A 13,645-nucleotide genomic window follows, 5' to 3' on the forward strand; every position below is an offset into this window, starting at 1 on the left:
CTGGCGTCCCCTAGGGGATTCGAACCCCTGTACTCACCGTGAAAGGGTGATGTCCTAGGCCTCTAGACGAAGGGGACAGAAACTTGTGTATCTGTCTTTGCTACTTAATCATTCGCTCTGGGCTTAACAACTTGCCGCAAGCAGCGAAGACCGAAATTCTATACAACCTGATGTTACTTGTGAAGTATTTTTTGCGACTTCCGAAACGCTGGAAACCAAACAAACAATACCACCTGCCCTGCAAAACCATTCTTGGTGGAGGTAAGCGGGATCGAACCGCTGACCTCTTGCATGCCATGCAAGCGCTCTCCCAGCTGAGCTATACCCCCTTGCAGAACAGAAACGAGATTCTATAGGCCATTTTTGAAGTTGTAAATACCCTTTGACGCTCGTAGCGAAATTTTTTACCTCTCTTCATGCATTTGCGCGCAATGCATGCATCGCTGGCATTCATCGCGCGCGGCTTTGCGTCTTCAGTCAGCTTGCGGCCAGTTCCAGCCGACGCAAAACGGCTTCGCGGCCGAAGAGCGCAAGCACGGCGTCGAGGGACGGCGTGTGCGTCGTGCCTGCAACCAGCAAGCGAACCGGCATCGCGAGTTGCGGCATCTTGAGCTTGTGCGCGGCAAGCGTAGCCTTCACGGCCGCGGCGATCGCTTCCTTGCTCCACTCCGCTTCGGCGAGCGCCGCGCGCAAATCGGCGATGGCCGGCCGCACTGCATCGGTGACGTGCTGCTTGCGCGCTTCGGGATCGATCGTGGGCTCGCGATAGAACATCACGGCGTTATCGGCGATTTCCTTCACCGTCGATGCGCGGTCCTTCAAAAGCCCGATCGCCAGTTCCAGCGGCGCGCCGTTCTCGATCGCGTTCGCTTCGATACCCGCCTCGCGCAAGAACGGCCGCGTGAGTTCCGCGAGGCGACCGTTGTCCGCTTCCTTGATGTAATGCGCGTTGAGCCAGTTGAGCTTGTCGTGGTCGTATTGCGCCGGCGACTTGCCCAGATGCTCTAGGTCGAACCATTCGACGAACTGTTCGCGCGAGAAGATTTCTGCATCGCCATGCGACCAGCCGAGGCGTGCGAGATAGTTCACGACCGCCTCGGGCAGATACCCGTTGTCGCGATAACCGGTCACGGCCATGGCGCCGTGACGCTTACTCATCTTTTCGCCCTGCTCGTTCAGCACCGTCGGCAAATGCGCGTAAACCGGCACTTCACCGCCGAGCGCGCGCAGGATGTTGATCTGACGCGGCGTGTTGTTCACGTGATCGTCGCCGCGAATGACGTGCGTGATCCGCATGTCGAGGTCGTCGACGACCACGCAGAAGTTGTAGGTCGGCGTACCGTCGGGACGCGCGATGACGAGATCGTCGAGTTCTTCGTTCGAGATCTCGACCGTGCCCTTCACGGCGTCGTCCCACGCGACCACGCCCGTCAGCGGATTGCGAAAGCGCACCACCGGCTCCACGCCTTCGGGAACCGGCGGCAACTCCTTGCCCGGCTCGGGACGCCACGTGCCGTCGTAACGCGGCTTTTCGCCCGCAGCGCGCTGACGCTCGCGCAGGGCATCGAGCTCCTCGGTCGACATATAGCAGTGATACGCGAGCCCCTTCTCCAGCATCTGCGCGACCACTTCGCGATAACGCTCCATGCGCTGCATCTGATAGAACGGACCTTCGTCGAAATCGAGGCCGAGCCAGGCCATGCCTTCGAGAATCGCGTCGACCGAGGCTTCGGTGGAGCGCTCGACGTCGGTGTCCTCGATGCGCAGCACGAAGGTGCCCTTCATCTTGCGCGCGAACGCCCAGGGATAGAGCGCGGAGCGGATGTTGCCGAGATGGATGAAACCGGTCGGGCTCGGTGCGAAGCGGGTACGGACTTGGGTGGTCATTGCGGTTTTACTCGATGGATGGCGTCTGTCTCGCTCGAAGCCGATGCGCGCTCTACGCGCCTCAAAGCAGACGAGAAGTGTCCAATGACGGCTGATTCGGAAGCGTTCGTGCGGCTGGAACACGCGGCCGGCGCTTCGTCAAAGTGAACCGGAATTATACTCGCGGCCTGCTTTGTGCCGGTCCGTGCGCCTTTGTTTTATGATGTCCGCGCCTTTTTGCCGATACCGGCCAAGGCACGTTCAAAGCAGCAAGCCGCGCCCGGAGTTCAACTTGAAGCCATCGTCATCCCGTCTTTCGCTTTCGCGTCGCGCGTTTTCGCTCGCGGCGCTGTCATCCGTCGTGACCGCGTGCACGACCGCCACGGGCGGCAACGCCACGTCGACCACGACCACGAGCACGCCGCCGCCCAAAACGGATACCCAGCGGCAAGCGCCCGTTCGCATCGGGCTTGCGCTCGGTGGCGGCGCGGCGCGCGGCTTCGCGCATATCGGCGTGATCAAGGCGCTCGAAGCGCGCAACGTGCCGGTCGATCTCGTGGCGGGCACGAGCGCGGGCTCGGTCATCGCGGCACTGTATGCGTCGGGCATGAACGGCATCGCCATCAACAAGCTCGCGCTCACCATGGACGAAGCCTCGATCAGCGACTGGGCCATGCCCTTTCGCACGCGCGGCATCTTGCAAGGCGTGGCGCTGCAGAACTACCTCAACAAGACGCTCGACAATCGTCCGATCGAGAAGATGGCGAAGCCGCTTGGCATCGTCGCGACCGACCTTCGGAATGGTCAGCCGATCCTCTTTCAGCGCGGCAACACGGGCATCGCGGTGCGCGCGTCGTGCAGCGTGCCGTCGATCTTCGAGCCGGTGAAGATCGGCGACCACGAATATGTCGATGGCGGGCTGGTGAGTCCCGTACCCGCCGCATTCGCGCACAAGATGGGCGCGGACTTCGTGATCGCTGTGGATATTTCGGCGCGTCCCGAAAGCGGCCTCACGCAAAGCTCGTTCGACGTGCTCATGCAGACCTTCACGATCATGGGCCAGACCATCAAGGCTTATGAACTCGACAAGTACGCGGACGCGGTCATCCGGCCGAATCTCAATGCCATGAGCAGCAGCGACTTCAGCCAGCGCAACGCATCGATTTTGGCGGGCGAGGAAGCGGTCGCGAAGATGTGGCCAGCGTTGCAGCGGCAGCTCGTCGAACGCGGCGTGCGCGTTTGAGAAGTCTTCTGCCTGGGTAATGCAGCGCGGAGCATGAGCGCGCCGGCGCTCGGATACCACGGCGATTCCTGTGCTCGGGTGCGCGGCGAGCGGTTTGAAACCCAACGCGAAGAATCGATCGAGCGACGCACTGTCGCCCAACGATGTCACGGCGACTTCAGTGCTCGAATGCGCGGCAAACCCCAAGCAAAAGAGGCCACGCTCGCCGAGCCGTGGCCTCTTTCGTTCGCGCTGCGGAAAACCGCGACTACCTCAGCGACTTCACCTTGTCTGCCGTGATCTCGGCAGGCTGTCCGCCCCACGTTGCGCGAAGATAATTCGCCAGTTCGGCGATCTGCTCGTCGCTGTACGTGCCCGCGAATCCAGGCATGTCCTGCATGGCCTCGCCGTGCGGGAACGGCTGCGCCTTTATGCCATCGAGCATCGACACGATCAGGTTGCGCGGATCGGCCAGACGCAAGGTCGAGTTGCCGTCCATCGCTACCGTGACGTGCGGCTTGCCCTCGCCCTCGTGCCCGTGACAACCCGCGCAAGAATCCAGATAGAGCGAGCGGCCCGCAGCGAGCCGCGTGGCGTCGCCCGACTGAATGGCGGCGAGCGGCGCGGCTGCCTGCGGCTTGTCGCCGAGCAGATACGTGGCGAGCGCGCGCAGATCGTTGGAATCCAGATGCTGCGTGCTCAGATAGATCACGGGATGCATCTCGCCATACGCCGAGCCTTGCCGCGCGACGCCCGTCGCGAAGAAAGTCTGCAGATCGGCGGCATTCCAGCCACGCGCGGCAAGCGCTTGCGGCGTGATGTCGGGCGCGCCGACACGGCCGAGGGCTTCGCCTTGCAGCGTCTTCGCATCCTGCAACTGGCCGAAGGCACCACGCGGCGTGTGGCACTCGGCGCAATGGCCGAGCGCGTTGGCCAGATACCGCCCGCGCGTCCAGTCCGCCGATTGTCCCTGCGACGCATCCGGCAAGGTGTCGTTCAAGAACAGCATGTCCCAGAAACGCACGGCGAAGCGCACGTTGTAGGGAAACGAGAGGACCGGCTTGACACTCGGCACGGCTGCCGGCTTTTGTGCCATCAGATACGCGTAAAGGGCGTCACTGTCCTCGCGCGTGATCTGTCGATACGACGTATAAGGCATCGCCGGATACAGCTTGCCATTCGGCGACTTGCCTTCATGCAGCACGGCGTAGAAGTCGTCGGCGCTATAAGAGCCGATGCCGTACTTCGTATCGGGCGTGATGTTGGTGCCGTAGAACGTGCCGAACTGCGATTGCAGCTTCACGCCGCCCGCGAACGGCGCGCCGCCGTTCGCCGTGTGGCATGCGGCGCAATCCGCCGCATGCGCGAGATAGCGTCCACGCGCGATCTGCTCGGGCGAGCTCGTGTTGTGAACGGGCGCGTCCCGACGGTCGCCGCACGCGCTCAACGCGAAAGCGGCAAGCGCGAGTGGAATCAGCCGCACGACGCAGCGCGACACGAAGCGAGTCACATTCAGTCTCGTCATGCTGCGTCCTTCACCAGGCCGGGCGTCGTGAGCACCAGTTCCTTCACGGCTTCGTAGTAGCGCACGTAACCTGTGCAACGGCAGATGTGGCTGTCGAGCGCCGACATGATGGTCGCTTCGATCTGATCCTTCGCGATGGGATCGCGCTTCAGATTGTCGAGCAGGACCATCGTCGCGTTGACGAAACCCGGCGTGCAATAGCCGCACTGGAAGCTGAAATGTTCCAGGAACTTCTGCTGCACGGGCGCCAGTTCGACGACTTCGCCCTGCTCGTTGCGCTTCGCGTGTCCCTCGACGGTCCGCACGTTCTTGCCGTCGAAGAAATGCGCGCCGTTGATGCACGAACGCACTTCCTCGCTCGTGCCATCGGCCCGGTCGACGATCACGACGCACGCGTGGCAGATGCCCTGCCCGCAGCCGAGACGCGAGCCGGTCAGGCCGAGATACTCGTGCAGGAAATCGATCATCGGCAAGCCGGATGGCACCTGCATCGGGCCGACCTTATTGCCGTTGATCGTCATGGAGAGCGAGCGCGATTCGACGCCCGCGGCGGATGGGATGGCCGTCATGCGAGCACCTCCTGAATGTTTTGCGGGCTCACCGGCAGATCGGTGAATCGATGTCCGATCGCATGCGCGATCGCGTTGACGATGGCTCCGACCACCGGAATCATCACCACTTCGGCGATGCCTTTAGGCGGATCGGTCTCGGAGAGCGGCGGCAACACTTCGCTGGTTTGCTTCCAGACGGCGACATCGCTTGCGAGCGGCAAGTGATAGCGGTTGAAGTTCCACGTGCCGTTGCCGGGACCGTCTTCGTAAAGCGGCAGATACTCATGCAGCGCGTGGCCGATGCCCATCGCGAGGCCGCCTTGCAACTGCCCGGAGACGAGTTGCGGCGCGATCTGATTGCCGCATTCCATGATCGAATGATGCGAGAGCAGATCGACCTTGCCGCTGGCCGAGTCGATAGCAAGTTCGACGAGCGTGCCGACCGCGCTGTAATACGTGACCGCGGCGTTGTTGCGCTGCACGGGCGGGATGAACACGCGTTTGCGATCGAGCACGGTATAGCCGTTGGCCGTGGCCTTGCCGCGTTGCTTGCCGTTGGCGGCATCGGCGCTGCCGAAGCGCACCGAGAGTCCGTCGAGCGGTACCTGATCGACGGTGCCCGCGATATCGAACTGCGCCTCGCTCCACTGCCAGCGATTGAAGGTATGCACCGCAGCGCCCGTGACGAGCCCGAGTTCATGCGCCTTCTTCGCGAGCACGTCGAAGGCAAGCGGCTCCATGCCGTCGGCCGCCAGCTTGCCGTCGACCCAGCGCGCATCTTCCACACGCACGACGTACGAGGTCGCCTGACCGCCGCCGATACCCTGCCCCCAGAGCGCGAGCGCGGCGGGCCAGATGCCGTGACGGAACACGACGCGCGCCGCTTCATGCGTGGCGTGCGTGAAGTAGAAGGCGGAATTCGTCGCGCTGGCCGGCGACATGTACGCGGGCGACCAGCGCGGATTCGCGCTCAAGCGATCCTGCTCGGCTTGCGACATGATGTACGGATCGCCGCTCGTCACGACCGGCAGATCCGTCCAGTCGATGATCGCCATATGCACATCGACGGCGGGCTTGCCGAGCCACTTCGCGACCGCGAGGGCCTGCGAGGTCGACGTGCCGGTGCCGATCTCCGCGCCCGAGTGACTCAACGCGATGCGCCCGTCGGCCGTGAACTCCACTTTCGCGAAGGCGCTTTCCGCGCCCGTACCGAAGTCCTTCTGCGTACACGCGAAGCCGATGCCATAGCGCATTCCCGGATGCGCCGCCTCGAAATCGCTCTTGCGCCGCATGCGTTCGGCCCACAGCGGCAGTTCCTTCGCGCGACGCAGCACTTCCTCGGCGCGCAACGCGCCGGCGGGAATGGCGCCTTGCGTGTTCTTCATGCCGGTGCGGAACACGTTCTTCAGGCGGAAATCGATCGGGTCGATATCGAGCTTCTGCGCGATCTCGTCGATCATCATCTCGGTCGCGGCCATGCTTTGCAGCGTGCCGTAACCGCGCGCCGAACCGGCATCGACCGCGCGCGAGGCAATCGCGATCGCGGTCAGATCGCTCTGCGGAATGTAGTAGATCGACTGCGCCGCCGTCGCGCCGACCATCGCGACCGATGGCGAGAAGTTGCAGCGTCCGCCGCCGTTCGCTTCGAAGTCACCCTTGAAGGCTTGAATGAGGCCGGTGTTCTTGTCGATCGCCATGCGATAGCGCATGTCGAACGCGTGACGCTTGAGCGAGCTCTGGAACTGTTCGAAGCGGTCGAAAGCCAGGCGCACGGGACGGCCCTCGCCATACATGGCCGCGACGAGACCGTAGAACGGCACGTTGAAGTGATCCTTCGAACCGTAGCCCACCGTGTAGCACGGATGCAGGAACAGGTTCTTCACTGGAAAATGCGACTTGGCCGCCATCTCCACAGCGCTTTCCGCGACTTCGTGCGGACCTTGCGTCGGGACGACCATGTGCAGCGACTGAGTCGCCGCGTCGTACCAGCAATTCGCGTTGTCGGGCTCGAGCGCCGCCGTATCGACCGATTGCGTCTTGTATTCGCGATCCACGACGAGCCAGTCCGCCGGCGGATGATCGAGCTGGTCGGCAATACTTTGCGCGTGGAACATGCCCTGCTCGTAGAGCTTGCCGTGTTCATGAGCGTCGGCCCAGACGGGCGCGCGCTTCTTCATCATGTGCGGAAAGAGCGGCGTGTTCTTCAGGCTCGAAAACGTGTCTTCGTCGAAAGGCGTCTTGCCGCCGACGCGCACGAAGCGAAACGACGCCCACGGATCGCGTTCGAGCGGCCCCGTCGTTGCGCCGTAACGGATCACGCCATCGCGGAACTGGAGCTTTTCCTTCGCGAAACGGAAGCGCGCGAAGTCGTGATAGATCAGCATCGCGACGGCCTGGCCGAGATACGCGGGCGTCTTCCCGGCGGGCAGGAACATGTCGTCGCCATAGAACGCGGGGAAGGCGAGCTTGTCGCGCGCAAGATCTTCCGCGGTGACGACGCGATCGGGCTTCAGCGCATCGCCGAGCACCGACAGATCGAAGCCTTCGTACAGACAGTCGGCCCGCGTCACGCGCAGGATCAGCGCGTGCGATTGTTGCTGCGGCCAATGCGGCATGTCGGCCGCGCGGATGTCGCGCGCAAAGACCTTCGCGCCCGTTACCTTGGCCATGCCGTCGATACGAAACTTTGCGCTTCCGTTCGTGGCATCCCATTGAACGGGCGTGAGTATCTTCTCTTCGAACAACGCGGCGAACGCACGGCTGCCTAAGGGCGCGACGAATACCGAAACGCCCGCGAGCGCAGCCGCCTTCAGAAAACCACGACGCGACAGGTCGAGTTTCCCCATGTACTTCTCCTCAAGTGATCGCCACAGGCCGTCCAGCATGGGGACGGCCACACGCCGCCTTCACGCGGGCATGTAAAATTTGTTTGCAATACGAAACGTCGCTGGGCGATGAATCGAATCCGGCATTGACTGACAGAAGGCAGTGGGCGCGATTTTAAGTGCGGGAAAGACCGTCAACAACGCGCACAACGTCAAGTTCTGTCAAGATTAAAGCGGCAAGGGAATGAGGAAAATCAATATGGTGAAATGCCGCGCGCTCAAAATAAAACGGCGACCTCTTTCGAGAGTCGCCGTCTTTTAGACGATACCAACGCGATCAATAATCCGCGTCTTCGATCCACGCAGCCTGAATGGCTTCGAGAATCTTTTCATTGGAGCTCTGCGGATCGTCGTCGAAACCAACCAGCTCCGTCACCCAGCGATGCAGGTCCGTGAAACGCACATACTGGGGATCGATATCCTGATGCGCATCGGTCAAGGCCATTGCGATCTCTTGAGTATCTGTCCACTTCATGAGCGAGCCTCCGTCAGTGATTTTCTTTGGCGTGGTTAATGGTGTAGCGCGGGATCTCGACCACCAGATCCTCGTCGGCCGGCACCATTGCCTGACATGATAACCGCGATGTCGGTTCGAGGCCCCACGCCTTGTCGAGGAGATCGTCCTCGTCTTCCTCCGACGGTTCGAGCGCGTTGAAGCCCTCGCGGATGATGACGTGGCAGGTCGTGCACGCGCACGACTTCTCGCAGGCGTGTTCGATCTCGATACCGTGTTCCAGCAAATTGTCGCAGATGCTCTTGCCGATATCGGCGTCGATGACCGCGCCGTCCGGGCAAAGCTCCACGTGAGGAAGCACAACGATTTGAGGCATGGACTTAAGTTTTCCGTGAATTTCCGAATGGATCAGACATCGTCGAGCTTGCGGCCGGCGAGTGCGCGGCGAATGCTCTTGTTCATGCGGCGCGCGGCGAATTCGTCGGTTGCAACGGAAAGCGCCTTGGTCGCGTCTTCGATACGTTGCGCCGAATCGCCCTTCGCGATGGTCGCGAGTTCTTCCGCCAGCGTTTCGATCTGCGCGCGTTCGCTCTCGTCGAGCAACTCGGCGTCTGCCGCGAGCGCCGCGTGCGTGGCTTCGACCAGCCGTTCTGCATCGACCTGTGCCTCGCGCAGCGCGCGGGCCTGCATGTCGGTCTCGGCGGTCTTGAAACTTTCCTCGAGCATGCGCGCGACGTCGTCATCGGCGAGACCGTAGGACGGCTTCACCACCACCGACGCTTCCACGCCCGAAATCTGCTCGCGCGCGAAAACGGACAGCAAGCCGTCGGCATCGACCTGATACGTCACGCGGATGCGCGCGGCGCCCGCCGCCATCGGCGGAATGCCGCGCAATTCGAAACGCGCGAGCGAGCGGCAGTCGGACACGAGTTCGCGTTCGCCCTGGACCACGTGGATCGCCATTGCCGTCTGGCCGTCCTTGAACGTGGTGAAGTCTTGCGCGCGCGCGGTCGGGATCGTCGAGTTGCGCGGAATGATCTTTTCGGTGAGACCGCCCATGGTTTCGACGCCGAGCGACAGCGGAATCACGTCGAGCAAGAGCCAGTCGTCGCCTTCGCCGCGACGGTTGCCGGCGAGCAAATCGGCCTGAATCGCGGCGCCGAGCGCCACGACCTGATCCGGGTCGAGATTGACGAGCGGCGGCTGGCCGAAATACGTCTGCACCGCGCGGCGGATCACCGGCATGCGCGTCGCACCGCCGACCAGCACCACGCCCTTGATCTCGGCGGGCGCGACCTTGGCGTCGCGCAGCGCCTTTCTCGTGGGTCCGAGCGTGCGCGCGACGAGCGCTTCGGTGAGCGTGTCGAACTGCGCTTCGGTCACGGCGACATCGATCACGCGGCCGTCCGAAAGCGTCGCCTGGACGCGCGTTTCATCGGCCGATGAAAGCGCTTCCTTCGCGACTCGCACATGGTCCAGCAAGAGCCGCACGTCTTCGGGCGAAGTGACTTCGACGCCCGCCTGCGCAATCACATGCCGATACAGCACGTGGTCGAAATCGTCGCCGCCGAGCGCGGAATCGCCGCCGGCCGCGAGTACTTCGAAGACGCCCTTGGTGAGCTTGAGAATGGACAGATCGAAGGTACCGCCGCCGAGATCGTAGACCGCGTACAGACCTTCCGATGCGTTGTCGAGACCGTAAGCGATGGCCGCCGCGGTCGGTTCGTTCAGCAGTCGCAGCACGTTGAGGCCGGCGAGCTTGGCGGCGTCCTTGGTGGCCTGGCGCTGGGCTTCATCGAAATAGGCGGGCACGGTAATGACCGCGCCGACCAGATCTTCGCCGAGCGAATCTTCCGCGCGATAACGCAGCGTGGCGAGAATCTCGGCCGACACCTCGACCGGGCTCTTCACGCCGTCGATCGTACGAATCTGCACCATGCCGGGCGCGTCGATGAAATCGTACGGCGCGTTCTCCGCGCCCTCCACCTCGCTCTTGCCTCGGCCCATGAAGCGCTTGACGGACACGATCGTATTGCGCGGATCGATGGCCGCTTCTTCCTTCGCGACGCGGCCGATGCGCCGTCCGCCCTTCTCCAGATAGCGCACCACCGACGGCAGCAGCACATGGCCGTCCTCGTCGGGAAGCGCTTCGGGCACGCTGTTGCGCACGGCCGCCACGAGCGAGTTCGTCGTGCCGAGATCGATGCCGACCGCCACGCGCCGCTGATGCGGTGCGGGCGCCATGCCGGGTTCTGAGATTTGCAGTAAAGCCATCGTTGATCTTATGGGGTTGTGTGCGGCGCCTGAGGCTCTTGTCCGTTAGGCGGTTTCGAGCCGCTCGATCTGCGTGCCGATTTCATGCGCCACGCGTTCGATGAACATCAGTTGCCGCACCGCCTCGCTTGCCGCCTGATCCGACTTGCTGTCGATCAGCGCTTCGAGCTTGGTGAAGCGCACGCGTTCTTCATCGCGCAATTCGTCGAGCAAGGATTCGAGCGCGCCGATATTCTTCGCGCCGGCCGCATCCTCGATATTCTCGCGCCATTCCATTTGCTGCATGAGGAACGCGGGTTCCATCGCCGTATTGTTTTCCGCGCCGACGTCGATACCGCGCAGCGACAGCATGTAGCGCGCGCGCTTCAACGGATCGCGCAGCGTTTGGTAAGCCTCGTTGGCGCGCGTCGCCCATTGCATCGCGATTCGGCGTTGCGCGTCGCCCGCCGAGGCGAAGCGGTCCGGATGCACTTGCGCCTGCACGGTGCGATACGCGTCGTCGAGCGCTTGGTGATCGACCGCGAAGACCGGCGGCAAGTCGAAGAGATCGAAGTGACTGTCGTTGAGCGATGCCATTGAGGATTACCGGTTACTCGGAAGATGTCTCGAAGGATGCAGCAAAGTCGAAGCGCGAATGAAAAAGGCGGCACGCGCCGCCTCTTTTGCCGATACCGCCGGCGTCATGCCCGGTTATACGCGGAACGACTCGCCGCAGCCGCACTCGTCCTTCGCGTTCGGGTTGTTGAAGCGAAAGCCTTCGTTCAGCCCTTCACGCGCGAAATCCAGTTCGGTGCCGTCGAGATAGGCGAGGCTTTTCGGATCGATCACGACCTTCACGCCCGCCGACTCGAACACCATGTCTTCCGGTGCGAGTTCATCGACATATTCGAGCTTGTACGCGAGACCCGAACAGCCCGTCGTACGCACGCCCAGGCGCAGGCCGACGCCCTTGCCGCGTCGCGCCAGATACTTATGCACGTGCTGTGCTGCCTTCTCCGTCAACGTGATTGCCATAGTCTTTGCGTCGCGCTCTTTACTTGCTGCGTTACTTCGAAATCCGAGGCGCCGATCTTGCCGGCGCCATTCCAGGGTCGTTGCCTACGCCACCTTCATGCCGCATTCAGGCCGCGTGTTGCTTGGCTTCCGTCTGCTCGGCCTGGGGAGCCGCCACGCCGTGACGTTCCTTGTAGTCGGCGACCGCTGCCTTGATTGCGTCTTCGGCGAGAATCGAGCAGTGAATCTTCACGGGCGGCAGTGCGAGTTCCTCGGCGATCTGCGTGTTCTTGATCGTCAGCGCCTGATCCAGCGTCTTGCCCTTCACCCATTCGGTCACGAGCGAGCTCGACGCGATGGCCGAGCCGCAGCCGTACGTCTTGAACTTCGCGTCTTCGATCACGCCGTCCGCGCCCACGCGGATCTGCAGTTTCATCACGTCGCCGCAAGCCGGTGCGCCGACCATGCCGGTGCCGACCGTGTCGTCGTCCTTCGAGAAGGAGCCGACGTTGCGCGGGTTTTCGTAGTGGTCCAGAACCTTGTCGCTATAAGCCATGATTCGAATTCTCCGGTGATCTATCTCCGCGAGAGGCGGAGCAACATTCTCTCGACCGGCACGCGGCCAGTCGCCAAACCATTCGTGATGCGCTCAGTGCGCCGCCCACTGGATGCTCGAGATATCGATGCCATCCTTGTGCATTTCCCACAGCGGCGACAGATCGCGCAGCTTTGCAATCTTGTTCTTCAGCAGGTTGATGACGTAATCGACGTCCTGCTCGGTCGTAAAGCGGCCGACCGTGAAGCGGATCGAGCTATGCGCCAGCTCGTCGTTGCGGCCGAGCGCACGCAGCACATACGACGGTTCCAGCGACGCCGACGTGCACGCCGAACCCGACGACACCGCGACATCCTTGACCGCCATGATGAGCGATTCGCCTTCGACGAAATTGAAGCTGATGTTGAGGTTGTGCGGCACGCGGCGTTCCATGTCGCCGTTCACGTACACCTCTTCCATGTCTTGCAGGCCCTTGAGCAGACGGTCGCGCAGCATGCGGATACGCTCGTTCTCGGTGGCCATTTCCTCACGCGCGATACGGAAAGCCTCGCCCATGCCGACGATCTGATGCGTCGCGAGCGTGCCCGAACGCATGCCGCGTTCGTGACCGCCGCCGTGCATCTGCGCCTCGATACGTACGCGCGGCTTGCGACGCACGTACAGCGCGCCGATGCCCTTCGGCCCATACGTCTTGTGCGCCGAGAACGACATTAGATCGACCTTCAGCTTCTGCAGATCGATCGCGATCTTGCCGGTGGCTTGCGCTGCATCGACGTGAAAAATGATGCCCTTTTCACGCGTGATCTCGCCGATCGCCTCGATGTCCTGAATCACGCCGATCTCGTTGTTCACGCTCATCACCGATACGAGGATCGTGTCGGGACGAATGGCGGCCTTGAACTTGTCCAGGTCGATGAGACCGTCGTCCTTGACATCCAGATACGTGACTTCGAAGCCTTCGCGTTCGAGATCGCGCGTGGTGTCGAGCACGGCCTTGTGCTCGGTTTTCACCGTGATGATGTGCTTGCCCTTGCTCTTGTAGAAGTGCGCGGCGCCCTTGATCGCGAGGTTGTCCGACTCCGTCGCGCCCGACGTCCAGATGATTTCGCGCGGATCGGCATTGACGAGCGCCGCGACGTTTTCGCGCGCTTCCTCGACCGCCCGCTCCGCGTCCCAGCCGTACTGATGGCTGCGCGAAGCCGGATTGCCGAACTGCTCGCGAAGATACGGAATCATCTTGTCCACCACGCGCGGATCGACGGGGGTCGTCGCGCTGTAATCCATATAAATGGGCAGGTGGGGAATGTCGTTATTCATCT

General features: G+C 62.5%; 12 protein-coding genes and 2 tRNA genes. 1 reads left to right on the forward strand and 13 read right to left on the reverse strand.

The annotated features are described in order from the left end of the window. Position 1 precedes the first annotated feature (1 nt). From NCT04_RS08870 to gltX, 3 genes are all read right to left on the reverse strand, one after another. Positions 2–77, reverse strand: a tRNA-Glu gene (locus tag NCT04_RS08870). 176 nt (positions 78–253) lie between these two features. Continuing rightward, a tRNA-Ala gene (locus tag NCT04_RS08875) sits at positions 254–329 on the reverse strand. Positions 330–477: 148 nt separating this feature from the next. Further along, positions 478–1,887: a glutamate--tRNA ligase gene (gltX, locus tag NCT04_RS08880; protein ID WP_250465073.1), complete on the reverse strand. Its 1,410-nt coding sequence runs from the start codon at positions 1,885–1,887 to the stop codon at positions 478–480. Positions 1,888–2,158: 271 nt separating this feature from the next. Between gltX and NCT04_RS08885 the strand changes: the two genes are divergently transcribed. Beyond that, positions 2,159–3,109 (forward strand): patatin-like phospholipase family protein, encoded by a 951-nt coding sequence (locus tag NCT04_RS08885; RefSeq protein WP_250465075.1) that lies wholly within the window; start codon positions 2,159–2,161, stop codon positions 3,107–3,109. 247 nt (positions 3,110–3,356) lie between these two features. Here NCT04_RS08885 and NCT04_RS08890 read toward each other — a convergent pair whose 3' ends face one another. From NCT04_RS08890 to NCT04_RS08935, 10 genes are all read right to left on the reverse strand, one after another. Further along, on the reverse strand, positions 3,357–4,613 hold the full coding sequence (locus NCT04_RS08890; protein ID WP_250465077.1) for a c-type cytochrome: 1,257 nt from the start codon (positions 4,611–4,613) through the stop codon (positions 3,357–3,359). After that, positions 4,610–5,230, reverse strand: coding sequence for a (2Fe-2S)-binding protein (locus NCT04_RS08895; RefSeq protein ID WP_502800362.1), 621 nt, complete (start codon positions 5,228–5,230; stop codon positions 4,610–4,612). The genes NCT04_RS08890 and NCT04_RS08895 overlap by 4 nt, the downstream gene beginning before the upstream one ends. Next, positions 5,179–8,010: a xanthine dehydrogenase family protein molybdopterin-binding subunit gene (locus tag NCT04_RS08900; RefSeq protein ID WP_250465081.1), complete on the reverse strand. Its 2,832-nt coding sequence runs from the start codon at positions 8,008–8,010 to the stop codon at positions 5,179–5,181. The genes NCT04_RS08895 and NCT04_RS08900 overlap by 52 nt, the downstream gene beginning before the upstream one ends. A gap of 316 nt (positions 8,011–8,326) precedes the next feature. Then, on the reverse strand, positions 8,327–8,524 hold the full coding sequence (iscX, locus tag NCT04_RS08905; protein ID WP_244825420.1) for a Fe-S cluster assembly protein IscX: 198 nt from the start codon (positions 8,522–8,524) through the stop codon (positions 8,327–8,329). 13 nt (positions 8,525–8,537) lie between these two features. Next, the gene (fdx, locus tag NCT04_RS08910; RefSeq protein ID WP_244825421.1) at positions 8,538–8,879 is read right to left on the reverse strand and encodes an ISC system 2Fe-2S type ferredoxin; all 342 of its coding nucleotides are present in this window, start codon (positions 8,877–8,879) and stop codon (positions 8,538–8,540) included. 32 nt (positions 8,880–8,911) lie between these two features. Continuing rightward, entirely contained in the window at positions 8,912–10,777 is a 1,866-nt protein-coding gene (gene hscA, locus NCT04_RS08915; RefSeq protein ID WP_250465083.1) for a Fe-S protein assembly chaperone HscA, read from the reverse strand. 45 nt (positions 10,778–10,822) lie between these two features. Further along, positions 10,823–11,353 (reverse strand): Fe-S protein assembly co-chaperone HscB, encoded by a 531-nt coding sequence (gene hscB / locus NCT04_RS08920; RefSeq protein ID WP_244825423.1) that lies wholly within the window; start codon positions 11,351–11,353, stop codon positions 10,823–10,825. A gap of 114 nt (positions 11,354–11,467) precedes the next feature. Next, positions 11,468–11,791, reverse strand: a complete 324-nt coding sequence (iscA, locus tag NCT04_RS08925) for an iron-sulfur cluster assembly protein IscA (RefSeq protein ID WP_244825424.1) — start codon at positions 11,789–11,791, stop codon at positions 11,468–11,470. A gap of 106 nt (positions 11,792–11,897) precedes the next feature. Continuing rightward, positions 11,898–12,326, reverse strand: coding sequence for a Fe-S cluster assembly scaffold IscU (gene iscU, locus NCT04_RS08930; RefSeq protein ID WP_244825425.1), 429 nt, complete (start codon positions 12,324–12,326; stop codon positions 11,898–11,900). Between the two features lie 93 nt (positions 12,327–12,419). Further along, positions 12,420–13,643, reverse strand: a complete 1,224-nt coding sequence (locus tag NCT04_RS08935; RefSeq protein ID WP_244825426.1) for an IscS subfamily cysteine desulfurase — start codon at positions 13,641–13,643, stop codon at positions 12,420–12,422. Positions 13,644–13,645 lie beyond the last annotated feature (2 nt).

Source organism: Caballeronia sp. GAFFF2 (assembly GCF_023631485.1).
Taxonomy (GTDB): Bacteria; Pseudomonadota; Gammaproteobacteria; order Burkholderiales; family Burkholderiaceae; genus Caballeronia.